General features: G+C 65.3%; 24 protein-coding genes. 9 read left to right on the forward strand and 15 right to left on the reverse strand.

Annotation, left to right across the window (positions count from 1 at the left end; all coding sequences use genetic code 11):
* Positions 1 to 10 precede the first annotated feature (10 nt).
* From JZZ72_RS12290 to JZZ72_RS12325, 8 genes are all read right to left on the reverse strand, one after another.
* Positions 11 to 1,090 (reverse strand): DUF1615 domain-containing protein, encoded by a 1,080-nt coding sequence (locus JZZ72_RS12290; protein ID WP_210014512.1) that lies wholly within the window; start codon positions 1,088 to 1,090, stop codon positions 11 to 13.
* A 63-nt stretch (positions 1,091 to 1,153) separates the two neighbouring features.
* Complete coding sequence (locus JZZ72_RS12295) at positions 1,154 to 1,822, reverse strand: hypothetical protein (protein WP_058541891.1); 669 nt, start codon at positions 1,820 to 1,822, stop codon at positions 1,154 to 1,156.
* A gap of 78 nt (positions 1,823 to 1,900) precedes the next feature.
* On the reverse strand, positions 1,901 to 2,395 hold the full coding sequence (locus JZZ72_RS12300) for a DUF1543 domain-containing protein (protein ID WP_054915705.1): 495 nt from the start codon (positions 2,393 to 2,395) through the stop codon (positions 1,901 to 1,903).
* 13 nt (positions 2,396 to 2,408) lie between these two features.
* Positions 2,409 to 2,960, reverse strand: a complete 552-nt coding sequence (locus tag JZZ72_RS12305; RefSeq protein WP_043863046.1) for a hydrolase — start codon at positions 2,958 to 2,960, stop codon at positions 2,409 to 2,411.
* A gap of 117 nt (positions 2,961 to 3,077) precedes the next feature.
* A complete protein-coding gene (locus JZZ72_RS12310) occupies positions 3,078 to 3,797 on the reverse strand; it encodes a thioesterase II family protein (protein WP_043863047.1) in 720 nt (239 codons plus the stop codon).
* A 10-nt stretch (positions 3,798 to 3,807) separates the two neighbouring features.
* Positions 3,808 to 4,032 (reverse strand): MbtH family protein, encoded by a 225-nt coding sequence (locus JZZ72_RS12315; RefSeq protein ID WP_043863048.1) that lies wholly within the window; start codon positions 4,030 to 4,032, stop codon positions 3,808 to 3,810.
* Positions 4,033 to 4,154: 122 nt separating this feature from the next.
* Positions 4,155 to 5,501 carry an endonuclease/exonuclease/phosphatase family protein gene (locus tag JZZ72_RS12320; protein ID WP_210014513.1) on the reverse strand — a complete coding sequence of 449 codons (1,347 nt, stop codon included), beginning with the start codon at positions 5,499 to 5,501 and terminating at the stop codon, positions 4,155 to 4,157.
* Positions 5,502 to 5,519: 18 nt separating this feature from the next.
* On the reverse strand, positions 5,520 to 6,374 hold the full coding sequence (locus JZZ72_RS12325) for a glycoside hydrolase family protein (protein ID WP_100634735.1): 855 nt from the start codon (positions 6,372 to 6,374) through the stop codon (positions 5,520 to 5,522).
* A gap of 247 nt (positions 6,375 to 6,621) precedes the next feature.
* On the opposite strand from JZZ72_RS12325, the gene JZZ72_RS12330 reads away from it, so the two are divergent.
* The 4 genes from JZZ72_RS12330 to JZZ72_RS12345 all read left to right on the forward strand — a co-directional run bounded on the left by JZZ72_RS12330 (position 6,622) and on the right by JZZ72_RS12345 (position 11,063).
* Entirely contained in the window at positions 6,622 to 7,236 is a 615-nt protein-coding gene (locus JZZ72_RS12330) for a LysE family translocator (protein WP_210014514.1), read from the forward strand.
* Between the two features lie 61 nt (positions 7,237 to 7,297).
* Positions 7,298 to 8,308, forward strand: coding sequence for an ABC transporter substrate-binding protein (locus JZZ72_RS12335; RefSeq protein ID WP_210014515.1), 1,011 nt, complete (start codon positions 7,298 to 7,300; stop codon positions 8,306 to 8,308).
* Entirely contained in the window at positions 8,305 to 9,150 is an 846-nt protein-coding gene (locus JZZ72_RS12340; RefSeq protein WP_043863053.1) for an ABC transporter permease, read from the forward strand. The genes JZZ72_RS12335 and JZZ72_RS12340 overlap by 4 nt, the downstream gene beginning before the upstream one ends.
* A 239-nt stretch (positions 9,151 to 9,389) precedes the next feature.
* On the forward strand, positions 9,390 to 11,063 hold the full coding sequence (locus JZZ72_RS12345; protein ID WP_210014516.1) for an ABC-F family ATP-binding cassette domain-containing protein: 1,674 nt from the start codon (positions 9,390 to 9,392) through the stop codon (positions 11,061 to 11,063).
* Here the strand turns inward: JZZ72_RS12345 and JZZ72_RS12350 are convergent.
* On the reverse strand, positions 10,974 to 11,504 hold the full coding sequence (locus tag JZZ72_RS12350; RefSeq protein WP_058541887.1) for a cysteine hydrolase family protein: 531 nt from the start codon (positions 11,502 to 11,504) through the stop codon (positions 10,974 to 10,976). The genes JZZ72_RS12345 and JZZ72_RS12350 overlap by 90 nt on opposite strands.
* Positions 11,505 to 11,879: 375 nt before the next feature.
* On the opposite strand from JZZ72_RS12350, the gene JZZ72_RS12355 reads away from it, so the two are divergent.
* The 3 genes from JZZ72_RS12355 to JZZ72_RS12365 all read left to right on the forward strand — a co-directional run bounded on the left by JZZ72_RS12355 (position 11,880) and on the right by JZZ72_RS12365 (position 15,116).
* Complete coding sequence (locus JZZ72_RS12355) at positions 11,880 to 12,899, forward strand: branched-chain amino acid aminotransferase (protein WP_043863056.1); 1,020 nt, start codon at positions 11,880 to 11,882, stop codon at positions 12,897 to 12,899.
* Positions 12,900 to 13,069: 170 nt separating this feature from the next.
* Positions 13,070 to 13,750 (forward strand): response regulator transcription factor, encoded by a 681-nt coding sequence (locus JZZ72_RS12360; RefSeq protein WP_043863057.1) that lies wholly within the window; start codon positions 13,070 to 13,072, stop codon positions 13,748 to 13,750.
* On the forward strand, positions 13,728 to 15,116 hold the full coding sequence (locus tag JZZ72_RS12365; protein ID WP_054915700.1) for a sensor histidine kinase: 1,389 nt from the start codon (positions 13,728 to 13,730) through the stop codon (positions 15,114 to 15,116). The genes JZZ72_RS12360 and JZZ72_RS12365 overlap by 23 nt, the downstream gene beginning before the upstream one ends.
* 103 nt (positions 15,117 to 15,219) lie before the next feature.
* On the opposite strand, the gene cysS is transcribed toward JZZ72_RS12365, so the two are convergent.
* Both cysS and JZZ72_RS12375 read right to left on the reverse strand, forming a co-directional pair.
* On the reverse strand, positions 15,220 to 16,602 hold the full coding sequence (gene cysS / locus JZZ72_RS12370; RefSeq protein WP_043863059.1) for a cysteine--tRNA ligase: 1,383 nt from the start codon (positions 16,600 to 16,602) through the stop codon (positions 15,220 to 15,222).
* A gap of 10 nt (positions 16,603 to 16,612) precedes the next feature.
* Positions 16,613 to 18,316 carry a glutamine--tRNA ligase/YqeY domain fusion protein gene (locus tag JZZ72_RS12375; protein WP_043863060.1) on the reverse strand — a complete coding sequence of 568 codons (1,704 nt, stop codon included), beginning with the start codon at positions 18,314 to 18,316 and terminating at the stop codon, positions 16,613 to 16,615.
* A 236-nt stretch (positions 18,317 to 18,552) separates the two neighbouring features.
* On the opposite strand from JZZ72_RS12375, the gene JZZ72_RS12380 reads away from it, so the two are divergent.
* Both JZZ72_RS12380 and lpxH read left to right on the forward strand, forming a co-directional pair.
* Positions 18,553 to 19,056: a peptidylprolyl isomerase gene (locus tag JZZ72_RS12380; protein WP_043863061.1), complete on the forward strand. Its 504-nt coding sequence runs from the start codon at positions 18,553 to 18,555 to the stop codon at positions 19,054 to 19,056.
* Positions 19,053 to 19,775: a UDP-2,3-diacylglucosamine diphosphatase gene (gene lpxH / locus JZZ72_RS12385; protein WP_210014517.1), complete on the forward strand. Its 723-nt coding sequence runs from the start codon at positions 19,053 to 19,055 to the stop codon at positions 19,773 to 19,775. The genes JZZ72_RS12380 and lpxH overlap by 4 nt, the downstream gene beginning before the upstream one ends.
* A gap of 76 nt (positions 19,776 to 19,851) precedes the next feature.
* Here lpxH and JZZ72_RS12390 read toward each other — a convergent pair whose 3' ends face one another.
* Genes JZZ72_RS12390 through JZZ72_RS12405 form a run of 4 tightly spaced genes read right to left on the reverse strand, consistent with a single transcriptional unit; the run spans position 19,852 to position 24,535 of the window.
* On the reverse strand, positions 19,852 to 21,381 hold the full coding sequence (locus JZZ72_RS12390; protein WP_043863063.1) for a DHA2 family efflux MFS transporter permease subunit: 1,530 nt from the start codon (positions 21,379 to 21,381) through the stop codon (positions 19,852 to 19,854).
* Positions 21,378 to 22,580, reverse strand: coding sequence for an HlyD family secretion protein (locus tag JZZ72_RS12395; protein WP_043863064.1), 1,203 nt, complete (start codon positions 22,578 to 22,580; stop codon positions 21,378 to 21,380). Before JZZ72_RS12395 ends, JZZ72_RS12390 begins: the two co-directional genes overlap by 4 nt.
* 18 nt (positions 22,581 to 22,598) lie before the next feature.
* Complete coding sequence (locus tag JZZ72_RS12400; RefSeq protein WP_088515681.1) at positions 22,599 to 24,065, reverse strand: efflux transporter outer membrane subunit; 1,467 nt, start codon at positions 24,063 to 24,065, stop codon at positions 22,599 to 22,601.
* Positions 24,062 to 24,535 carry a MarR family winged helix-turn-helix transcriptional regulator gene (locus JZZ72_RS12405; protein ID WP_043863066.1) on the reverse strand — a complete coding sequence of 158 codons (474 nt, stop codon included), beginning with the start codon at positions 24,533 to 24,535 and terminating at the stop codon, positions 24,062 to 24,064. The genes JZZ72_RS12400 and JZZ72_RS12405 overlap by 4 nt, the downstream gene beginning before the upstream one ends.
* Positions 24,536 to 24,644 lie beyond the last annotated feature (109 nt).

Below are 24,644 nucleotides of genomic sequence, written 5' to 3' on the forward strand. Positions count from 1 at the left end.
CCCCGTGCTATCAGCGCTGCATGCAGCGCCGATAGCGCTCATCCACCCGTTTGGCAAACCATGCCGTGGTCAGCTTTCGGGTGATCTTGGGGCTCTTGAGTTCGATGCCTGGCAACTGCGCCCGCGGCAACGGCTTGCCCGCAGCCGCCTCGGCCAGTGCATACACTTGCTGATACAGCCGCGTGCGCTCGAATGCCAGGCTGTCCCCCTCCTCCAGCTGACTGCGAATGGTCGGGTTGCGCAGGCCGAGCCTGTCACCCAGGCGCCGTACCGCCTGTTCGGTGGCCCCCGGAAAAATCGCCCCTGGCGCGATCAGGTCGCCGTCCAGCGCCAGTTCCACGCCCGACGCCTGGCTGACCGCATGCTGGAACGCCGCGTTGCGGCTTGCGTACCAGCCTGCATTGAAGTCGGCAAACCGATACAGCGGCTGCTCGTAGCTGGCTGGGTAACCCAGCAGATGGGCGATGCCGAAGTACAGCCCGCCGCGCCGAGTGAACACTTCCTGGCGCAGGGTGCCGCTGTAGGCATAGGGGTAGTCCTGGGCGTGGCGTTCGGCGAACGCGATGCTGACCTGCATCGGCCCCCCGGTGCGCACCGGGTTCAGGTCGCCGAGCAAGGTACGCCCAAGCGGCAGCGAACCGATCAGGTCGTCGAACAGTGCACTCAGTTGCTTCTCGCTGCGCACCGCCGCCAGTCGCTGGCTGTAGGTTCTGCCATCGGGCGAGTGGGTTTGCAGCGCGGCCTCCACCAGCCGCTGCGGAACATGCAGACGCGCCGCACGCCGGTCGATCTCGGCGCGGGCAATGCGCCCCAGGCCGGGCACCTGCGGGTCGGCCTGGTAGGTCGACTCCTGCTCGGTCACCGCCAGCACCGCGCACAGGTTGCTGCGGCTGGGGTCGAGCTTCTGTGCGGCAAACGCCGTCTGAATGTCCGCCGCCCACCCTTCACGGTCACCAGTGGCGGCTGGCATCAGTGCAACCACCGTGGCGCGCACCTGGGCCGGCGTGGTCTGTTGCGCCCCACGCTGGCCGGCGCACCCCTGCAACAGCAGCGCCAGCGTGGCCAGCACCATCCATCCGCGTAAAGGCATACAGCCCCCGGCTATCGGTCGAGGGCCCCACAGTACACAGCCGGGGCCGGCCCGTGCAAACCGTCAGCAGCCCGGCTTGGTCAACTCGGTGCCGATGGTGACCGCATTGACCTTGACCTTGTCGAAGCTGGCCTGCGCCACTTCATCGAAGGTGCGCTCGCAGTTGAAGCGGGTGTCCACCACAAAGTCGTCACCCTTGGCCTTCTGCATGGCCTCGCTCCAGTGACCGGCCGCCGCGCTGGCCTCATCATCCACCAGCACCACCTCCAGCAGCACTTCGGTAAACCCCACTGCCCGCGGTCCTTGCCAGAGCGCGTACACCGACGGGTCGGCGGCATTGCCGCACATGCTCAGGCAACTGGCGTAGAACTCCAGCCCGCCTCCCGAAGACCCGGCCATTGCACCGAACGTCAGGGGCTGCGCGGCCGGCGGCGCAAAGTCGCCGATGAACGTGCTCAGGTCTGCCTTGCAGGTGGGCGAGAGCTCCATGCGCAGCTCGCTGACCGTGCCGCCGCCGGCCGTGGCGGTGATTTCGCAGCCTTGCACCTTGTAAGTATGGGTGTCGCCGAACGAGGTACGCGCAACACCGGCTACCGACTCGAAGAAACGCAGGTTGGTGCCCAGCATCTCGCCATTGAACACCTGGGCCACCGTGGCCTGGGCCAGGGCCAGATTCGGCAGAGCGCTGAGGGTGAGTGCGCAGCAGAAGCCAGACAGTGCACGTGAACGCATCGGAACATCCTGTAAGGGCAGAAAATGAAGCGCGTACTGTAATCCAGGCTAACGGCAAATAGCCATCAAGCTCGCCCATCAGCCCAGCACGATGTAGTCGCTGCGCTGCACCAGCGGGGCATGCTCGCCTGCAATCAGGCGCACGTATCGGCCACCGAGCTGGTCGATGGCGATGCAGTCATCCACGTCCATCACTGCATCGGTGTGCGCCTGGCTCCAGTGACGTGCCATGCGTTGCTTGCCGATGGCCTTGGCCTGGGCCTTGCTGGTGGCCACCACCAACAGGTACTGGTGCGCCTCGCCGAACGCACCGGGCTCGTAGCCGCCCAGGTTGATGAAATACAGGCGTGGCTCGCCGGCAGCCGGCTGCATGTCCGACCAGTGCAGCTTGTAGCCGTCGACCCCGTCGACCTCCAGCCAGGAATCGACGTGCACGCCCCTGGCGCTGCCGAACCATTGCTCGCGCAATTGCGGGTAGGCCGCTTCGAGGGTCGGGGCCACCACGAACACCACATCGTGCACTTCGATGCGGGCCCGGGGGTGTTTGCCCCCCAGCATCACCACGAACAACATGATCCGCCCACCCTCAAGGTTGCTCGCCGACCAGGAAGGTCTTGCTGATGTGGCGAAATTTCTCGTGGCCGGCGCTGCCCAGCAGCTCGAACAGCACCATCTCGCGAGTCACGATCTGCGCGCCGGCATCACGCATGCGCTGCAGGCCGGCGCTCTTGCTGAGCAGGCTGCGGCTGTCGCAGGCGTCCTCCACCACGAACACCTGCCTGCCCAGCGCCAGCAGGCCGAGCACTGTCTGCAGCACGCACACGTGGGTTTCCATGCCGCACACAATCACCTGGTGGCGGGCCAGCAGGCTGGCGGGCAGGCAGTCGGCAGCCACGCAGGAAAAGTGCACCTTTTCCACCACCTCGGCAGCGGGCGCCGCCTCGAGCAGTGCCCCGACGGTGTGCCCGAGGCCCTTGGGATATTGTTCGGAAATCACCGTGGGCAACCCCAGTTCGGCCGTCGCCGCCAGCAACCAGCGGGTGCGGGCCAGCGTGCCGGCAGGGTCGCTGACCGCGCCGATGAGTTTTTCCTGAACGTCGATGACCAGCAGCGTGGCCTGGGTAGGGTCGATCAGCATTGCGTGCGCTCCATGGCGGGCGCCGGGGCGATGGGTGTCACCGCCAGGCGGCTTGCGGACAGAAACCCGGGCAGCGCGATGGCTGCCCGGGCCCGGTCGGATGCTACCACGCGAGGCTCATGCGGTCAGGCGGTGCGGCTCCAGGGCCTGGCTGAGCACGCCCAGCACCTGCTCTTCATGCTCATGGATGAAGAAGTGCCCGCCGGGAAAGAGCGCCAGCGAGAAATCACCCTGGCTCTCCTGACGCCAGGCCAGCAACTGTTCCTGGGTCGCGCGATCCTCCTCGCCCCCGAGCACATGCAGCGGGCAACGCAGTGCCGGGCGCTGCCGATAGGCGTAGCGTCCGCACAACAGAAAGTCTGCGCGCAACACCGGCAGGGTCAGGCTCATCAGTTCCTCGTTGCCCAGCACTTCCTCCGAAGTACCGCCCAGGGTGCGCAACTCTTCGATCAGTTGCGGGTCGCTCTTGGGTTCGCGCCAGCTTTCGTCGTCGTAGCCTTCACGACGGGTCGGCGCCGCCGTACCGCTGGCAAACAACGCCACCGGTGGCGGGCAGCCCAGCGCCTGCAGCTCGTGCACCAGCTCGAACGCCAGCAGCGCCCCCAGGCTGTGCCCCAGCACCGCGTAGGGCTGGTGGGCGACAAGGCTCTGTTCGGCGGCCAGTTGCCGGGCCAGGGCCTGCATGTCGGTGTACAACGGCTCGCCAAGGCGTGCACCCCGCCCTGGCAGCTCCACCGGGCGCACGTTCAACCAGGCGGGCACCTTGCGCCGCCAGCGGCTGAAGACCATGGCGCTGGCACCCGAGTACGGCAGGCACAACAGGGTCAGTGACGACACGTGCCGCCCCTCACTGCGCCGCAGCGGTTTCGGCCATCTTCTGGCGCAGGCTCAGCGGGCGCATGTCAGTCCATACCTCATCGATGTACGCCAGGCACTCAGCCTTCAAACCGCTCTTGCCGACGGTGCGCCAGCCGTTGGGGATAGCCTTGTAGTCCGGCCAGATGGAGTACTGTTCCTCGTGGTTGACCACAACCTGGAACACGATATCGTCGCGATCGAATACGGAAGTCATTGCCTGTCTCCTTGGTTGAATGAGGCTCGTGGCGCGGGAGGCGTACGGGCGCTACTGGAGGAGACGAAGCGGCGTGCGGATAAATTAGCGACGCTGGGAAAATCCCGCGGCACGTGCCGGCGCTAGCAGTTGAAGGTCAGGTTGTAATGCACCGAGCGGTGGTCCGATGCCCCCGCCGCAGAGACATTCCCCGGCGCCGGCACCTGCGAGGTGCCATTGGTCACCGCATAGTCCAGCATGTTGCTCGGCGCCACGCTGGGGTGGGTGCTGCCGCCCGCCAGCTCGATACGGGCGATGTCTTCGGGCGACACCCAGTTGCCACGCGTCGGCACCGGGGGAGTGGTCGGTCGCGGATCGCGGTTGAAATCCCCCAGCAGCGCGAACGGCGTATCGGTGTGCCAGCTGATCTCCCTCAACATGCGCGCGGCGTTGACGCCCCCGCCGGAAATGGCATGCAGGTTGAAGATCGCCAGCTCCGGCGTGTTGCCCGCCAGCGCTCGTCGCCTCACACGCACCCCCATGGCCGGGCGGTAAAGGGGCGGGCCCGCCACCGGCAATTGCCCGTCCGAGATGATGGCCAGTTGGCTGACCATGAACTCGCCGGGGTCAGGCATCACGATCGCCAGGTTCACCCGCAACCGCTGCACATCGAGGAAGTAGATCAGGTAGCGCTCGGGCCGGCTGCGGGTGCCGGCCTGCCAGCTGTAGACATGGATGTCGTGGTGACTGCCGAACTGGTCGGCCACCCGTTCGGTGCGGCTGAACACCGCAGAATGCGGGGCAACGCCGACCTCCTGCAGAACCACCACATCGTTGCTGCGCAGCAGCGGCAGGACCCCGGTCAACCATTTGCTCTCGGTGCTGACCGATGCGCCCTGCAGGTTCCAGGTGGCCACCCGTATCGGCACCTCAGTGCGCGCGCTGCGACCTATTTCGATCTGTGCCGAGGGCCCTGCAGTGTTCAATCGGCTGTGGTAGTAATCACGAATGCGCCCATGCAGGCGAATGTGCGCATGCCACGGGCCGAAGATGGCCATGACCCCGTGCTGGAGCATGCGCAAGGGGTCGCCAGGATCCAGCAGGTGTGGCCCCTGTACGCTCCTTAGGCCATTCATGACCAGGGCATGGTGCACACGGTAGAGCCCGATCATCACGCCATGACGATACAGCCCTGGCGAGGCCTGAAGATGCTGCAGCACCGTGGTGTCGCTGTACCAGCGGCGCAACAGGGTGGTCATGCATGCCCCATAGCCGGCCTGTGCCTCATGGTTGCTGCTGCGTATCAGGCGTGCCGAAACGATGTAGTTCAGGTAGACCAGGGTATGCACGCAGTCCCGGGGCCTGGCGGCGGCGAGCAGCGCCACCGCGTCCATGAACACCACGTCGACCTGCTCTTCGAACGCAACGGCCGGCATGTCGGGCACCAGGTTGTTGTCGATGTACAGGCCAATGACACGGTCAACGGGCATGGGAACACCTCCACCGGGTCAGGCCTTCTGGAACAGCGCAAACAGCTCGCCATCGAGCACGCCCAGCCCCACCCGCTCGGTAGCGGCCAGGTTGCTGCTGACCGTTGCCGGGCTGAGGGCATTGCCATCATAGGCGTATTGATAGAGCGCGCGACCGTCGGCATTGGCAATGCTGCGGGTGAAGGCGAGTTTGAGCAGCCCCGCGTGAACCGTCACACCCGGCATGAACGGGTAGGCCTGCTCGATGAACACCCGTGGCTCGGTCCAGGCCTGCTTGCCGTCGTACTTCACCAACAGGGTCCGACCATCGCCATCCTTGTAGAGCAGGTGGATCAGGCCCTGGTAGACAATGGCGATCGGGTCGTCGGGGGTGGTCACCGCTACCCCCCTGGCCCTGAGCACCGGGCCATTGCCCCAGTTTTCCAGGTCTTCGCTGCTCAGGCACTCGATCTGCCTCGTGTGGCCGTGCCGATAGAAGGCGTGCAACCGCCCTTGAAACTCCACCAGCGACGGCGAGCCGTGCATGGGCTGACTCAACGTCATGGGCTCGAACCCCATGAGCGTGTCGTTGTAGGAGGCCAGGGTGTATTCACCCTGGTCATCGCTTCGAAACGCATGGACCTTGTCCTTGAACACAAACAGCGCCAGTGACCTGCTCGGGGTCACCATCAGTGGCAGCACCGCCGGCGTCGTCCATACGTCGATGCCACTCACTTTCGCGACGAATTCGGCCACGTTGCCGTCGGCGTTGTAGGCGCAATAGAGCACGCCCCGGTGTACGACTACCCGGCAACCGCCAGCCACAGGCTGCGACTCGGTAGGGAAAGCACGGTTGAAGATGCCGTGCATGTTGGCTGCGTAACAAAGTTGCATCGCCTGCTCCAGAGGTACAAAGAGCCCCCAGTAGAACAGCGCAGCCCGGCCGGATCAGCCGGGCAAAGCCCAGCGTGTACGTGAGAAACCGGAAGTTGCACGGGCCCGGGCGTGACCTGCCGGGCTGGCAGCAGGCGCACATCGCTGTGCGATTGTTCGGGCCAGATGCACAACACGGGGTTCGCACCGGCGCAGCGCAGGCGTATCGTATGCACTCGAATCCTGATAGGTAACACGGAGTTTCCCCATGCTTGGCGTAACGGACTACGGTGCCTTCGTGATTGCCTTCCTGGTGCTGCTGGCGATCCCGGGGCCGGGCAATTTCGCGCTGATCACTGCCACCGGCAAGGGCGGCATCAAAGGCGGCCTGGGCGCCACCTTCGGCATCATCCTGGGTGACCAGGTGCTGTTGTGGCTGGCCGTGGCCGGTGTGGCAGCGCTGCTCACCACCTACCCGGCAGCGTTCCATACCGTGCAATGGCTGGGTGCAGCGTACCTGGCCTACCTGGGCCTGCGCATGGCCCTGGCCAAACCCGGCAGCACGCCGGTACGGCCGATGAAGTCCAAGCACTACCTGCGCCAGACCATGATGATCACCCTGCTCAACCCCAAGGCGATCATGTTCTACATGGCGTTCTTTCCGCTGTTCGTCGACCCGGTCCGGCATCAGGGCTTCGTGACGTTCGGCTTCATGGCGGTGACCATTGCCGTGCTGACCTTCCTGTATGGCCTGGTGGCCGTGCTGCTGACCCACAACCTGGCCGCCCGCCTGCGCGCCAACCCCAAGGTCTCGAACCTGCTCGAACGCCTGGCCGGCATGTGCCTGGTGGGCTTCAGCATCAAGTTGGCGGTACTGCGCTAAACCCCTGGCGCGGGTCTACTACACTTGCCTGACCTTGAAGCGGCGCGGCAAGTGAGACGACATGAAGCGACTGACACAATTGATCGGCGGCGCCCTGCTGGCACTGGGCCTAGCCTCCCAGAGCCTGGCGGCGCCCGCTGCGGCCCCCATCCACTTTGGCGACATCACCTGGGAAAGCGGCAGCCTGACCACGCAACTGCTGCGCTTTATCGTCGAGAAAGGCTACGGCTACCCCACCGACACCCTGCCCGGCAGCACCGTGAGCATGGAGGTGGCGCTGGCGCGCAACGACATCCAGGTGATCGCCGAGGAGTGGGCTGGCCGCAGCCCGGCCTGGACCAGGGCCGAGCAGGCCGGCCAGGTGTTCAGCATCGGGGACACGGTCAAGGGCGCCGACGAAGGCTGGTACGTGCCCGCCTACGTGATCAAGGGCGATGAACAGCGCGGCCTCAAGGCACTGGCCCCGGACTTGCGTTCCGTCCAGGACCTCAAGCGCCATGCCCCACTGTTCAAGGACCCCGAGTCACCCGACAAGGGCCGCTTTCTCAACAGCCCCAGCGGCTGGACCTCCGAGACCGTCAACAGCCAGAAGCTCAAGGCCTACGGGCTGGACGGGCAGTACGTGAACTTTCGCAGCGGCTCGGGCGCGGCGCTGGACGCCGAAATCACCTCCGCCATCCGCCGTGGCAAGCCGGTGCTGTTCTACTACTGGTCGCCCACCCCGCTGATGGGCCGCTACGAGCTGGTGCGCCTTGAAGAGCCGCCATTCGACGCCCAGGCCTGGGCCACCCTCACCGACCCCAGCAACCCCGAGCCCAAAGGCACCCGCTCGCTGCCGGCCAGGCTGTCGATCGGCGTATCGGCGCCGTTTCGCGAGCAATACCCGGAGCTGGTGGCATTCTTCGCCAAGGTCGATCTGCCGATCGCCACCCTCAACAGCGCCCTGGCAACGATGAGCGAACAGCGCCAGGCGCCGGACGCTGCAGCGCAGGCCTTTCTGAAGGCGAACCCGAGCATCTGGAAGGCCTGGCTGCCCGCCGAGGTGGCGACCAGGGTCGAGTCGGCCCTGTGAGTACGGGCTTTCCCGAGGCGCTGCACGTTTCGTTCGCAGACAGCGTCAATCGCTTCGTCGACTGGCTGGTGCTGGCCTACGGCGACCAGCTTCGGGCGGTCTCGGACGGGCTGCTGCAACTGCTGGTAGGGTTGGAAAACCTGCTGCGCGCCACGCCGTGGTGGTTGCTGCTGGCGCTGGTGGCACTGCTGACCTGGCACGCCACACGCAGTGTGCGGCGGGCGCTGCTGCTGAGCGGCCTGCTGTTTCTGATCGGGGTGGTCGGCCTGTGGGACAAGCTGCTGCAGACCTGCGCGCTGGTGCTGGTGAGTACCGGCCTGTGCCTCCTGATCGGCATTCCGTTCGGCATCTTGCTGGCCAGCCGGCCACTGGCACGCCGGTTGCTGATGCCGGTGCTGGACGTGATGCAGACCCTGCCCAGTTTCGTGTACCTGATCCCGGTGCTGATGCTGTTCGGGCTGGGCAAGGTGCCGGCGATCTTCGCCACCCTGGTGTATGCCCTGCCGCCGCTGGTACGCCTCACCGAACTGGGCCTGTCGCAGGTGGACCCGTCACTGACCCAGGCCGCCCAGGGGCTGGGCGCCAACCGCTGGCAGCGCTTGCGCCGGGTGGCGTTGCCGTTGGCGCTGCCGAGCATCCTGGCCGGCCTGAACCAGTCGGTGATGATGGCGCTGTCGATGGTGGTGGTGGCCTCGATGATCGGTGCGCGCGGCCTGGGTGAGGACGTGCTGGCCGGCATCCAGACACTGAACGTGGGCAAGGGGGTCGAAGCAGGGCTGGCCATCGTTGCACTGGCGATCGTGATCGACCGCATCACCCAGGCGTATGGCAAGCCGCGTTAAACCTGCAGCAGCCAGACAAACGGTCATCGGCAGTGTCCATGCTCATCGCGAATTGCGCAGCCGCGAGCGGTGCTGAAAAGATGGCCCTCTTTACCTGCGCCAGATCCCCCCTTAGACTACAGGCCTTTTCCCGCATCCCGAGGTATTCGTCCAATGCGCCATTGATGCCACCGTCGTTTCAGACGGCCCGTCTTCAGCCCCTTCACCGGGGGAAGCACCAGGCATCCTTGGAGGTTCGCATGACGAACACGTCATCCCTGACGCTGGACAGCGTCACCTATGCACTGCCAGACGGCAGGCTGCTGTTTTCCAACCTCACCGAACGTTTCGACCAGCGCCGCACCGGCCTGGTGGGGCGCAACGGCGTGGGCAAATCCATACTCGCACGCCTGATGGCCGGTCAGCTCGAGCCCAGCGATGGCCGCTGCCTGCGCCAGGGGCGCGTGCACTACCTCGCTCAACAGCCGATCACCTCCCGCACCACGGTCGCCGACCTGGCCCAGGTACGCCAGGTGATAGAAGCGCTCCAACGCATCGAGGCTGGCAGTACCGCCGCGAGCGACTTCGAGACTGTCGGCGAACGCTGGAACATACGCGAGCAACTGCACAGCCACCTGGCCCGCGAGCAGCTCGGCATGCTGCGCTGGGATCGCCCCGCCGAAACGCTGAGCGGCGGCCAGGCCATGCGCGTGGCACTGCTGGGTGCGTTTCTCGGCGACGCCGACTACCTGATTCTCGACGAGCCCACCAACCACCTGGACGCCCCCAGCCGCGCCGCCCTGATGATCATGCTCGAACGCTGGAACAAGGGGCTGCTGGTCATCAGCCACGACCGCATGCTGCTCGCCAGCATGCAGCGCATCGTCGAGCTGTCGCCCTCGGGCCTGCACAGCTACGGGGGCGACTACAGCGCATTCACCGCTTGCAAGGCCCGCGACACCGAACTGGCCGAGCGCAATCTCGAGCGTCTGAAGCTCGAACGCCAGCGCCAGGCCCGCGACCTGCAGCGTCAACACGAGCGCCTCGAACGCCACCAGGCCAGGGCCGGCCACGAGGCCAGGCACAGCAACCAGGCGAAGATCCTGCTCGACCGTCAACAGCAACGCAGCGAGGCCACCGCAGGCAGGCAGCAGCGCAACCACCTGGCCACGCGCCAGGCCATGGACGCCCAGGTGCGTGAAGCCGCTCAACGCCTGGACCCACAGCAGCCGGTGGTACTGCACGCGCCGGCACGTCAGTTGCCGCCAGGCAGCCAGATCGCCTGGCTGCGTGACCTTGAGCTACCCCACATCGAGCATCCGCACGCGCTCGACCTGGTGCTGTACGTCGGCCAGCGCCTTGCCCTCACCGGCGCCAACGGCAGCGGCAAATCCACGTTGCTCAAGGTGCTGGCCGGGCAACTGCCGCCTAGAAAGGGTGAATGCGAGACCCGCGCCAGCGTGGCGTACCTGGACCAGCAGTGCAGCCTGCTCGACCCGAGCGTATGCGTGCTGGAGCATGTGCGCGAGGCGTGCCGTGAACTCGACCAGAGCAGCGTGCGCACCCGATTGGCGCAACTGGGCCTGGATGCAGACCGCATCACCCTGCCCAGCGGCCTGCTCAGTGGCGGCGAACGGCTCAAGGCAGCGCTGGCCGCGGTACTCTACAGCGACCAGCCAGCGCAATTGCTGTTGCTCGACGAACCCAGCAACCACCTCGACCTGCCATCGTTGCAGGCCCTGGAACAGATGCTCTGCCAGTATCAGGGGACCCTGCTGGTGGCGTCCCATGACCTGGTGTTCCTGCAACACCTGCAGTTGCAGGGGCAGCTGTTCATGCCGCAATCAGAACTGCACGGCTTCGGTGACGCACAAGGTGGCAAAACCACTGCCCAGGGTGAGGTTGTGATGGGCGACGATGGCCTCGGCGCCTAGGCCGGGGGTATCCATGCAGGTGTGCGCGTCGCTGACCAGTACCGGGCGCACGCCCAGCTCGGCAGCAACGCGGCAATTGGTATCGACGCAGTACTGGGTTTTCATGCCGACCACCACCAGCTCTTCAACGCCCGCCTGCTGCAGCCACTCACGCAGCGGCGTGTTCCAGAAGGCACTGGGCCGGAACTTGTCGAACACACGGTCGTATTGCTCGTCTACCTCCAGCGCCGGGAGCAGTTGCCAGGGTGTGCTGCCGGCCTCGATCGGCGAACCCTGCGGGCCGGTGTGGCGCGCGACGAATATCGGCGCCCGGGCCGCCCGTGCGGTGCCGATCAGGCGGTTGATGTTGGCCAGTATCCGATCGCCCTGCCAGGGCTGTTCGGGGCCATGGAACAGGCCGACCTGCATATCCAGAATCAGTAACGCGCGCCGTACGGGCATGGTGTCTCTCCTTAAGATGCCAGCCGGACGCGCCAACCAAAAGGCCCCGTCCATTACTGGCGGGGCCTTGGGTGACCTGCTGCGTTCGCTTTACACAGCCACCCATCGCCCGCCGATGGCGGTCGTGGTGGTGCGGGTCGAGGTCAACAGGTCGATATTCATGTCACGCACAATGCTCCACGAGCCCTGCGTCGGTCAAGCCCATGGCGGCGCGACCACTCACGCTCGTCACGCCGGACCTGAAGCGCTGGCGGCCGGGCACCGGCGCAATCGGCATCTGCCCGTTTCCGATCTGCACGGGATGTATTATCGTGGCTGCTTGCGCAATATGCGTGGCCTGACCATACAGGCATTTGCCAACCGATCGAGGGTGCCATGAGTAACGAGAGCATTAACTGGGACAAGCTGGGCTTTGACTACATCAAGACCGACAAGCGCTACCTTTCCTACTTCCGTGATGGCGAGTGGGACAAGGGCACCCTGACCGAAGACAACGTACTGCACATCAGCGAAGGCTCCACCGCGCTGCACTACGGCCAGCAATGCTTCGAAGGCATGAAGGCCTACCGCTGCAAGGATGGCTCGATCAACCTGTTCCGCCCCGACCAGAACGCCCTGCGCATGCAGCGCAGCTGCGATCGCCTGCTGATGCCGCGGGTGCCGACCGAACAGTTCATCGAGGCCTGCAAGCAGGTGGTCCAGGCCAACGAACGCTTCGTACCGCCGCACGGCAAGGGTGCCCTGTACCTGCGTCCGTTCGTGATCGGCGTGGGTGACAACATCGGCGTACGCACCGCGCCGGAGTTCATCTTCTCGATCTTCGCCATCCCGGTTGGCTCGTACTTCAAGGGCGGCATGACCCCGCACAAGTTCCTGATCTCCGATTTCGACCGTGCCGCGCCCCAGGGCACCGGCGCCGCCAAGGTCGGTGGCAACTACGCAGCCAGCCTGCAACCAGGCTATGAGGCCAAGAAGGCCGGCTTTGCCGACTGCATCTACCTCGACCCGCTGACCCACAGCAAGATCGAGGAAGTGGGTTCGGCCAACTTCTTCGGCATCACCGCCAACAACGAGTTCGTGACCCCGAAATCCGCCTCGGTGCTGCCGGGCATCACCCGCCTGTCGCTGATGCAACTGGCCGAATCGCGCCTGGGCCTGAAGGTGATCGAGGGCGACGTGCTGATCAACCAGCTGGACCGCTTCATCGAAGCCGGTGCCTGCGGCACCGCTGCGGTGATCACCCCGATCGGCGGCATCCAGTACAACGGCAAGCTGCACGTGTTCCACAGCGAGACCGAAGTCGGTCCGGTGACCCAGAAGCTCTACGCCGAGCTGACCGGTATCCAGAGCGGTGATGTCGAAGCGCCGGCGGGCTGGATCGTCAAGGTCGCCTGAATGCATCGCGGGTCAAGCCCGCTCCCACAGGTTCATCGCAACCTTGTGGGAGCGGGCTCGACCCGTGACTGGCTGCGCAGCAGCCCTTTTTCAAGATGAATTTTTCTTTAACCCGGGCACCGCCTATTCTTTGGCACAATCGAGTCTCCACACGCCGCCCAGGTAAGAGCATGCCCCGCGTACTGACTATCGAAGACGATGCCGTCACCGGCCAGGAAATCGTCGCCGAACTCTCCAGCCACGGCCTTGAGGTCGACTGGGCCGACAACGGTCGTGAAGGCCTGGCCAAGGCAATCGCCGGCGGCTACGACCTGATCACCCTCGACCGCATGCTGCCCGAAGTCGACGGCCTGACCATCGTCACCACCCTGCGCAACCTCAAGATCGCCACGCCGATCCTGATGATCAGCGCCCTCTCCGATGTCGACGAACGCGTGCGCGGCCTGCGCGCCGGTGGTGACGACTACCTGACCAAGCCGTTTGCCTCCGACGAGATGGCGGCGCGCGTGGAAGTGCTGCTGCGCCGCAACAGCGTGCCGATGGCCCAGACCCGCCTGCAGGTCGCCGACCTGGAGCTGGACCTGATAAGCCACGAGGCCCGGCGCGGCGAGCAGACCCTCAACCTGCTGCCCACCGAGTACAAGCTGCTGGAATTCCTGATGCGCCACGCCGGCCAGGTCATCACCCGCATGATGATCTTCGAGGAAGTCTGGGGGTACCACTTCGACCCCGGCACCAACCTGATCGACGTGCACATCGGGCGTCTGCGCAAGAAGATCGACGCCGCCGGGCAAACCCCGCTGATTCGCACCGTGCGGGGCTCCGGCTATGCCATTGCCGAACCCGTCTAAGGGCTGGAGTTCGTCCACCAGCCGCCTGCTGGCGCTGTACAGCTTTCTGTTCGTGGCCTGGAGCAGCATCCTCATGGGGGTGCTGTACTTCGAGGTGTCCGGCTACCTGAACAAGCTCACCCGCCATTCCCTGTTGCAGCGCCAGCATCTGTTCGCACACATGAGCGGCAAGCAGCTCGACGACGCCCTGATCGCCAGCCAGGCCTTCGACGAACGCAGCTTCGATGCCTACGGGCTGTTCGACGCGCAGTTCAACCCACTGGGCGGGCAGATCCGCCAGATCCCGCCCGAGCTGGGCCTGGATGGAAGGATCCACGAGCTCAGCCGCTGCCTGGACGCCGACGACCCGCGCATGCCAAAAGACAGCTGTGATGCCGTGGCGCTCAAGGTGCGCGATGGCCGCTGGCTGGTGCTGGTACGCGACAACGGTTCGCTGTTCGTGGTCACGCGGATCATTCTGCATGCGTTGCTGTGGGGGCTGTCGCTGACCATCATTCCCGGCATCGCCGGCTGGTACCTGCTGCGTCGCCGCCCGCTCAAGCGCATAAGGGCGATCCAGGCCAGTGCCGAGCTGATCGTGGCCGGCGACCTCACCCACCGTCTGCCGCTGTCGTCGCGCCGTGACGAACTGGACATGCTGGCAGCCATCGTCAACGCCATGCTCGACCGCATCGAGCGGCTGATGCATGAGGTCAAAGGCGTGTGCGACAACATTGCCCACGACCTGCGCACCCCGCTGACGCGCCTGCGGGCCCAGCTGTACCGGATCCGCCAGCAGGTCGGCGACGACTCGATCCAGGCCGACCAGATGGACCAGGCCATCAGCGAAACCGACACCCTGATGGCGCGTTTTCGCGGGTTGCTGCGCATCAGCGAACTGGAAGACCGCCAGCGCCGTGCCGGCTTCGTCGAGCTGGACCCGCGTGCCCTGCTGGTAGAGCTGCATGACTTCTACCTGCCGCTGGCCGAGGACGGCGAAATTCGCCTGACCCTGGTGCTGCCCGACCAGTTGCCGGCGCTCAAGGGCGACCGCGAGCTGCTGTTCGAGGCCCTGGCCAACCTGCTGGGCAATGCCATCAAGTTCACCCCGGCCGGTGGTCAGGTGCGGATGCGAGCCCGTGAAGACGCCCAGGGCGTGCTGATCGAGGTGGAGGACAGCGGGCCGGGGATTCCGGCGGACGAGCGCGAGGCCGTGCTCAAGCGGTTCTACCGCAGCGAGGAAGGTCATCGGCACAACGGGTTCGGGCTGGGGCTTTCGATCGTTGCAGCGATCGTCGACCTGCATGGGTTTGAGCTGGAGGTAGGAGACAGCGAATTGGGCGGGGCGCGGCTGGTGTTGCAGTGTCGGCCGAAGGTGGCCAGTTAGGGCCTCATCGCGGGTCGAGCCCGCTCCCACAGGTTGATCACTGATCTAGAGCACAGTGATCAACCTGTGGGAGCGGGCTCGACCCGCGATGAGGGCAGCGCGATCAGTCAGCCAGGCGCCAGGTCGTCGTGCCCTTGCCGTCTTCCAGCACCACGCCCATGGCGGTCAGCTGGTCGCGGATGCGGTCCGATTCGGCCCAGTTCTTGTCGGTACGTGCCTGCAGACGCGCCTGGATCAACGCCTCCACTTCAGCCGCATCGACCTTGCCTTCGGCGCCCGCCTGCAGGAAGTCGTCGGCCTCCAGCTGCAACACGCCCAGCAGTTCGGCCAGCTCGCGCAAGCGGCCCGCCAGGCCAGCGGCCACCTCAGGCTCGGCCTCGCGCACGCGGTTGATCTCGCGCACCAGGTCGAACAGCACCGCACAGGCTTCAGGCGTGCCGAAGTCGTCGTTCATGGCCGCGGCAAAACGCTCGACATACGCCTCGCCACCTTGCGCGGCCACGCGCGGCAAGCCGCGCAGCGCATGGTAGAAGCGCTCCAGCGCGCCCTTGGCTTCGCGCAGGCTGTCCTCGGAGTAGTTGATCGAGCTGCGGTAGTGGCTCGACACCAGCAGGTAGCGCACCACCTCCGGGTGATACTTGTCGAGCACGTCGCGAATGGTGAAGAAGTTGTTCAACGACTTGGACATCTTCTCGCCATTGATACGGATCATGCCGCAATGCATCCACGCCTTGGCGTACTGCTTGCCGGTGGCCGCCTCGCTCTGGGCAATCTCGTTCTCGTGGTGCGGGAACTCCAGGTCGTTGCCGCCACCATGAATGTCGAAGCTCTCGCCCAGGCAGCAGGTCGACATCACCGAGCACTCGATGTGCCAGCCCGGACGGCCCGGGCCCCATGGCGATTCCCAGCTCGGCTCGCCGGGCTTGACGCCCTTCCACAGCACGAAGTCGAGCGGGTCCTGCTTGGCCTCGTCGACCTCGATGCGGGCACCGATGCGCAGGTCTTCGATCTTCTTGCGCGACAGCTTGCCGTAGCCGACGAACTTGCCGACGCGGTAGTACACGTCGCCATTGCCCGGCGCGTAGGCGTAACCCTTGTCGATCAGGGTCTGGATCATCGCGTGCATGCCGGCGATGTGGTCGGTGGCACGCGGCTCCTGGTCCGGCGGCAGGATGTTCAGACGGCGCTCGTCCTCGTGCATCGCGTCGATCATGCGCGCGGTCAGCGCTTCGAACGATTCGCCGTTCTGGTTGGCGCGGTTGATGATCTTGTCGTCGATGTCGGTGATGTTGCGCACATAGGTCAGGTCGTAGCCGCTGTAGCGCAGCCAGCGCGTGACCAGGTCGAACGCGACCATGCTGCGCCCATGGCCCAGGTGGCAGAAGTCGTACACGGTCATGCCGCACACGTACATGCGAACCTTGTTGCCATCGAGCGGAACGAAAACTTCCTTGGTCTTGCTCAGGGTGTTGTAGATGCTTAGCACGTAGAGTTCCTTAGCTGCCCCACGAATCGCGCAGGGTCACGGTGCGGTTGAACACCGGCTTACCCGGCGTGGAGTCTTTCAGGTCGACGCAGAAGTAGCCTTCGCGCTCGAACTGGAAGCGGTCTTCGGGCTGGGCCTGGCCCAGCGAAGGTTCCGCACGACAACCGCTCAGCACCTGCAGCGAATCGGGATTGATGTTGTCAAGGAAGCTGCCGCCGTCGTCGGTCTTCTCGGGGTTGGCCGAACGGAACAGGCGGTCATACAGACGTACTTCGCACTCGACGCTGGCCGCGGCCGGCACCCAGTGGATCACACCCTTGACCTTGCGGCCCTCGGGGTTCTTGCCCAGGGTGTCGGGGTCGTACGAGCAGCGCAGCTCGACGATGTTGCCCTCGGCATCCTTGATCGCCTCGTCGGCGCGGATCACGTAGCTGCCACGCAGGCGCACTTCACCGGCCGGCTCCAGGCGCTTGTAGCCCTTGGGCGGCTCTTCCATGAAGTCGTCGCGGTCGATGTAGATCTCGCGGGCGAACGGCAGTGCACGCACGCCCATGTCTTCCTTGGGGTGACGCGGCAGTTCGAGCTGCTCGACCTGGCCTTCGGGGTAGTTGGTGATGACTACCTTCAGCGGGCGCAGTACGCACATGGCCCGTGGCGCGGTGCGGTCCAGGTCGTCACGGATGCTGAATTCGAGCATCGACATGTCGACCACGCCGTCGGAACGGTTGGTGCCGACCATCTCGCAGAAATTGCGGATAGACGCCGGGGTGTAGCCACGACGGCGGAAGCCCGACAGCGTGGACATGCGCGGGTCGTCCCAGCCCTGTACGTGCTGCTCGTCCACCAGTTGCTTGAGCTTGCGCTTGCTGGTGATGGTGTAGTTCAGGTTCAGGCGGCTGAACTCGTACTGGCGCGGCTTGCACGGCACCGGCAGGTGGTCGAGGAACCACTCGTACAACGGACGATGGCTTTCGAACTCCAGGGTGCAGATCGAGTGGGTGATGCCCTCGATGGCGTCCGACTGGCCATGGGTGAAGTCGTAGATCGGGTAGATGCACCAGGTGTCGCCGGTCTGGTGATGATGGGCATGGCGGATGCGGTACAGGATCGGGTCGCGCAGGTTCATGTTCGGCGAGGCCATGTCGATCTTGGCGCGCAGCACGCGCTCGCCATCCTGGAACTCGCCGGCCTTCATGCGCGCGAACAGGTCGAGGTTTTCCTCGACGCTGCGCTCGCGGAACGGGCTGTTCTTGCCCGGCTCGGTCAGGTTGCCGCGGTACTCGCGGGCCTGCTCCGGGGTCAGGTCGCACACATAGGCATTGCCCGACTTGATCAGGTCGACCGCCCACGCGTGCAACTGCTCGAAGTACTGGGAGGCATAGCGCACCGGGCCGGTCCACTCGAAGCCCAGCCACTTGACGTCACGCTGGATGGCGTCGATGTACTCCTGGTCCTCTTTGGCCGGGTTGGTGTCATCGAAGCGCAGGTGACAGGCACCGCCGAATTCCTGGGCCAGGCCGAAGTTCACGCAGATCGACTTGGCGTGACCAATGTGCAGGTAGCCGTTGGGCTCCGGCGGGAAACGGGTGACGATGCTGGTGTGCTTGCCCGAATCCAGGTCGGCCTGCACGATCGGACGCAGGAAGTTCACAGGGACGGCGGGCGCGCCTTTGGCAGCGGCGTTGGGAGCGTTGTCAGCGGTGGGCTTGCTCATAGGATCCTTGAAATACCGGTACACGGCCCGGGTAGGCCGACTGAATCAAAGCGCTTATCATAGCCCAAGCGCCCGAGCTGCCGACAGGGCAGCGCCGACAAACTGGCGCTATATTCGGCTGGCCGGGCAAAAAAACTGCCGTGACGTGCGTATCGTGGCCTGTAAACTGTGCGTCAGGGTTACTACGCGATCCTGCGCACCCATTTCTTGAATGCCTGAAAAGCGAGAATTTGAGCATGACCCAAGTCAAACTGACCACCAATCACGGTGACATCGTCATCGAGCTGAACGCCGAGAAAGCCCCGATCACCGTGGCCAACTTCATCGAGTACGTCAAAGCCGGTCACTACGAGAACACCGTGTTCCACCGCGTCATCGGCAACTTCATGATCCAGGGCGGCGGTTTCGAGCCGGGCATGAAAGAGAAGAAAGACAAGCGCCCGAGCATCCAGAACGAAGCCGACAACGGCCTGAGCAACGACAAGTACACCATCGCCATGGCCCGTACCATGGAGCCGCATTCGGCCTCGGCGCAGTTCTTCATCAACGTCGCCGACAACAGCTTCCTCAACCACAGCGGCAAGAACGTGCAGGGCTGGGGTTACGCAGTGTTCGGCAAAGTCACCGAAGGCACCGACGTGGTCGACAAGATCAAGGCCGTTGCCACCGGTTCCAAAGCCGGCCACCAGGACGTGCCAGCCGAAGACGTGATCATCGAGAAAGCCGAGATCATTGGGTGATACTGCTGATCTCCGATCTGCACCTGCAAGAAGAACGCCCGGACATTACCCGGGCGTTTCTTGATCTGCTGGCCACCCGTGCCCGCAGCGCGCAAGCGCTGTACATTCTCGGGGACTTTTTCGAGGCCTGGATCGGCGACGATGCCATGACGCCCTACCAGGCGTCGATCTGCCAGGCCCTGCGTGCGCTGAGCGACACGGGCACCCAGGTGTTCCTGATGCACGGCAACCGCGACTTCCTCATCGGCCAGGCGTTCTGCAAGGCCGCAGGCGCCACCCTGCTACCCGACCCCAGCGTGGTCGAGCTGGGCGGCGAGCCGGTGCTGCTGATGCATGGCGACAGCCTGTGCACCCGTGACGAAGGCTACATGAAGCTGCGCCGTTACCTGCGCAACCCCGTGAGCCTGTGGGCGCTGCGCCACCTGCCGTTGCGCACGCGGCACAAGCTTGCGCGCAAGCTGCGCAGCGAAAGCCGCGCGCAGACGCGCATGAAGGCCAATGACATTGTCGATGTGACGCCCGAGGAAGTACCGCGGGTGATGCGGCAGCATGGCGTGCGCACCCTGGTGCATGGGCACACCCATCGCCCGGCGATCCACAAGCTGATGGTGGGCGATGCGCCGGCGCGGCGTATCGTGCTGGGCGACTGGGATCGCCAGGGGTGGGCGCTGCAGGTGGATGAACAAGGGTTCCAGCTGGCCCCCTTCGACTTTGCCTGACCCCTTCGCCGGCAAGGCCGGCTCCTACAGGTTTTGCGTAACCCTGTAGGAGCCGGCCTTGCCGGCGAAGCCTTTTTCAGTGCCCCGCCGATGCCGGCCCGGCCTTGGCCGCGAACGGCGGCTTGGCCAGCCACACCAGCAGCACCAGCCCGACGAACACCCAGCCCATCAACGTGAAGTAATCCACCGTCGACATCATGTACGCCTGGCTGTTGAGCATCTGCTCCAGCTGCGCATACGACTGCCCGTTCGCCCCGCCCAGGTGGCCGAGCATGTCACGGGTGGCCGGCTCATAGGTACTGATGCTTTCGCTCAGGTACGCATGGTGCTGGTCGGCCCGGCGAATCCAGATCCAGGTGGTCAGCGACGCGGCAAAGCTGCCGCCCAGGGTCCGCAGGAAGGTCGCCAGCCCCGAGCCGTCGGCGATCTGCTGCGGCGGCAGGTCCGAAAGCAGGATGCTCAAGGTGGGCATGAAGAACAGCGCCACGCCGATACCCATGAACAGCTGCACCAGGGCGATGTGCTGGAAGTCCACCTCGTTGGTGAACCCTGCCCGCATGAAGCAGCTGGCACCGATTGCCACGAACGCCAGCCCCGCCAGCACACGCAGGTCGAACTTGTGCGCGTACTTGCCCACGAACGGCGACATCAGCACCGGCAGCAGGCCGATCGGCGCCACCGCCAGCCCCGCCCAGGTGGCGGTGTAGCCCATCTGGGTCTGCAGCCATTGCGGCAGGATCAGGTTGATGCCGAAGAACCCCGCATACCCGCCCACCAGCACGATGGTGCCGATGCGAAAGTTGCGGTGGGCGAACAGGCGCAGGTTCACCACCGGGTGCTTGTCGGTCAGTTCCCAGATGATGAACACCGCCAGGAACACCACCGAAATCAGGCTGCCGATGACGATGAAACTGGACTCGAACCAGTCCAGGTCATTGCCCTTGTCGAGCACGATCTGCAATGCCCCCACCCCGACGATCAGGCTCAACAGCCCGATGTAGTCCATCGGCTGGCGGCTGGTGCTCACCGGCCGGGTACGCATCTGCTGACGCACCACGGCGGCAGCGAACAGGCCGATCGGCACGTTGATGAAGAAGATCCACGGCCAGCTGTAGCTGTCGGTGATCCAGCCACCGAGTATCGGCCCGGCAATCGGCGCCACCACCGTGACCATCGCCAGCAGCGCCAGGGCCATACCCCGCTTGGCCGGGGGGTACACCGCAATCAGCAGGGTCTGGGTCATGGGGTACAACGGCCCGGCCACCACGCCCTGCAACACGCGAAAGCCGACCAGCTCGGGCATCGATTGCGAGATACCGCACAGAAACGACGCCAGCACGAACAGCAGCGTGGCCCAGATGAACAGCTTCACCTCGCCGAAGCGCCGGCTCAGCCAGCCGGTCAGCGGCAAGGCTATCGCGTTGCTCACCGCGAACGAGGTGATGACCCAGGTGCCCTGCTCCGAACTCACCCCCAGGTTGCCGGAGATGGTAGGCAGGGCGACGTTGGCGATGGTGGTGTCGAGCACCTGCATGAACGTCGCCAGCGACAGGCCGATGGTGGTCAGCAGCAGGCTTGGCGGGGTGAACGAAGCCTGCCCGCTCATCGCTGCGCAGTCTTGCCGCTGGCGGCGCTGTTGTCATGGATCAGGCGCGCGATCAGGGTATCGGCCTCCACCAGCTGGCGGTCGTACACCTGGGTGGCGAACGAGGCTTTCTGCGGCGGCTGTTGCGCCAGCACCGGGCCGCTCTGGTCGTGCAGGTCGACGTCGACCTGGGTCGACAGGCCGATCCGCAGCGGGTGTTCGGCCAGTTGCTCGGGGTTGATGTGGATCCGCACCGGCACGCGCTGGACGATCTTGATCCAGTTGCCGGTGGCGTTCTGCGCCGGCAGCAGGGCGAAGGCGCTGCCGGTACCGGCGCCCAGGCTGTCGATGGTGCCGCTGTACTTCACGTCGCTGCCGTACAGGTCGGCAACGATGTCCACCGGCTGACCGATACGCATGTTGCGCAGCTGGGTTTCCTTGAAGTTGGCGTCGATCCACAGCTGGTCCAGCGGAATCACCGCCATGGTCGCGGTGCCCGGCTGCAGGCGCTGGCCCAGTTGCACCGTACGCTTGGCCACATAGCCGGTGACCGGCGCCACCAGGGTGGTGCGGGCATTGTCCAGGTAGGCCTGGCGCAGGTCGGCGGCGGCAGCCTGCACTTCGGGGTGCGAGGAGACCACGGTGTCGTCGACCAGCGCGGTGGTGGTGTTGAGCTGCTGCTGGGCATTGCTCAGCGCGCTTTGTGCCGATGCCAGGTCGTCACGGGCGTGGGACAACTCCTCCTGCGAGATCGCCCCGCCGGCGGCCAGGGTCTTGCGTCGGTTGTAGTTTTCCTGGGCCTTCTGCAGTTCGGCCTTGCGCGCCGCCACCTGGGCCTTCTGCCCATCGACGTTGCTGTAAAGCCCACGCACCTGGCGCACGGCGCGGGCCAGCTTGGCCTCGGCGCTCTGCAGGCCGACCTCGGTGTCGCTCGGGTCGAACTGGATCAGCACCTGGCCGGCGTGCACCAGGTCGCCATCGTCGGCGCCGATGCTGGTGACGGTGCCGGTGACCAGCGGGGTGATTTCCACCACGTTGCCGTTCACATAGGCGTCGTCGGTGTTTTCGCTCCAGCGCCCGTAGAGCTCGTGCCAGGCCCACACACCGGCGCCAAGCACGAGTACGAGCACCAGCAGCCCGAGCAGCAGCGTCTTGCGCTTGCGCTGATTGTTGAGGTCCTGCTCGGTAGGGGCAGTGTCCGGGGAGGATGCAGTGGCCATGAGAAATACCTTGGCGTTTTATTGATTGCGGGAAGTCGAGGGCAATGCGGCGGCCTGGGTGTCGGCCTGGTAGCCGCCCCCCAGCGCCTGCATCAACTGGATCGACAGGTCGATCTGTTCGGCGTTCAGTTCGGCCAGCTGACGCTGCGACTGCAGCAGCTGCTGTTCGATGCTCAGCACATCCAGGTAGTTGCCGATGCCGGAGCCATAGCGCTGCATCACGGTGTCGTAGGACTGCTGGGCGATGTCGGTGGCACGTTGCTTGGCTGCAATCTGCTGGCCCAGTGCATGCAGCTGGTCGATGCTGTCGCTGACCTCGCCCAGTGCACGCACCAGGCTCTTGTTGTATTGCGCCACGGCCAGGTCGTAGTCGGCATCACGGGCATCGAGGTCAGCGCGCAGGCGCCCGCCGTCGAAAATCGGCAGCGACACGGTCGGGGCGATGTTGAAGAAGCGGCTCGGCGCGCCGAAAATCGCATCACCCAGCAGTGCCTGGGTGCCGGCGGCGGCGCTCAGGTTGAGGTTGGGGTAGAAGCGTGTCTTGCTCGCATCGATCGACTTGCTCGCCGCCTCGACCCGCCAGCGCGCGGCCACCAGGTCCGGACGCCGGCCCAGCAACTCGGCCGGCAGCACCGAGGGCAGCGCCACCGCAGCAGGCTTGAGCACATTGGGGCGGGCGATCTGCTGGCCACGGTCGGGGCCCTTGCCCAGCAGCACCGCCAGCGCGATCTGCGCGCTGCGTAGCTGCTTCTGGGCATTGATGGCCTGCTCCTGGGAGCTGGCCTCCAGGCTTTCGGTCTGCTGCAGCTGGTACTGGCTGTCGATACCCGAGGCCAGCCGGCGCTGGCTGAGTTCGAGCATCTGGCGGGTACGCTTGAGGTCTTCCTGGGTCAGGTCGTTGACGATGTGCGCCTGGCCCAGCTGGCTGTAGGCACGGGCAACGTCGGCGGCCAGGGTCAGTTGTGCAGCCTGGCGGTCCACCTCGGCGGCACGGGCCTGGCCCAGGGCGGCTTCCCAGGCATCGCGTTGCCCACCCCAGAGATCGAAGGTGTAGTTGAAGGTCGCGCTCAGGCTGCGCAGGGTGGAGTAGCTGCCGCCCTGCCCCGTCGGGTCCTGGTCACGGGCCAGGCGCGAGCGGCTGACCCCGGCGCTGGCATCCAGCGTGGGCATGCGCTCGGCGTCGGCAGCGTAGGCTGCGGCGCTGGCCTGATGGGCACGGGCGCTGGCAACCTGCATGTCGGGGCTGTCGCGCAAGGCCTCGCCGATCAGGCTGTCCAGTTGCGGGTCGCCAAGGCGGGTCCACCAGTCGCCCTTGGGCCAGGCCGCAGGCGACAGGGCAACGCCGCCGAGGGTCTTGCCAGCCTGCAGGTCGGCGGCGCCGAGGCGCCGGCCCTGGGTATCGAGGCCACTGTAGTTGGCGCAACCGGCCAGGCTCAGGGCAAGCACCAGCAGGCTTGCACCGGCACGCAGGGCTCGTGGTTTCATTGGGCCTCCACGCGCAGAGCGGTGACGGCATCGCCGGCCGCCAGCAGCACCTTGGTCAGGATCTTTTCCAGGGTCTTGAGCTCGTCCGGGGCCAGCACGCCAACCAGCTCGTTCATCGCCGAGGCACCGATCTGGGGCAACTGGCCGGCCAGCACATCGCCATCGGCGGTGAGCTCCAGGCGTACCTGGCGGCGGTCCTGCGGGCAGCGGCTGCGGGCGATCAGGCCCTTCTGCTCCAGGCGATCGAGCATGCGCGTCATCGACCCGCTGTCCAGGCTGAGGAAACGGCACAGTTCGGCGGGGGTATCGACCCCGTACTGGGACACGATGATCAGCACCTTGAACTGCGCGGCGGTGACGCCGAAGTCCTGCAGGTGGCTGTCCAGAATGCGGTCCTTCACCAGTGCGGCGCGCCCCAGGAGCATGCCGATGGTGCAGGACTGGAAGTTTTCGGGGGTGAAGTGCTGCATGAAGGGAGATACCTGCTTAGGCAGTGGATGCCGCAGATATTACTGCTCAGGCAGCGAATGGCCAAGCATTAATTAGCTTGCTTTCTATTTGGTCGACAAAAGGAGGTAT

Source organism: Pseudomonas palmensis (assembly GCF_017848315.1).
Classification (GTDB): domain Bacteria; phylum Pseudomonadota; class Gammaproteobacteria; order Pseudomonadales; family Pseudomonadaceae; genus Aquipseudomonas; species Aquipseudomonas palmensis.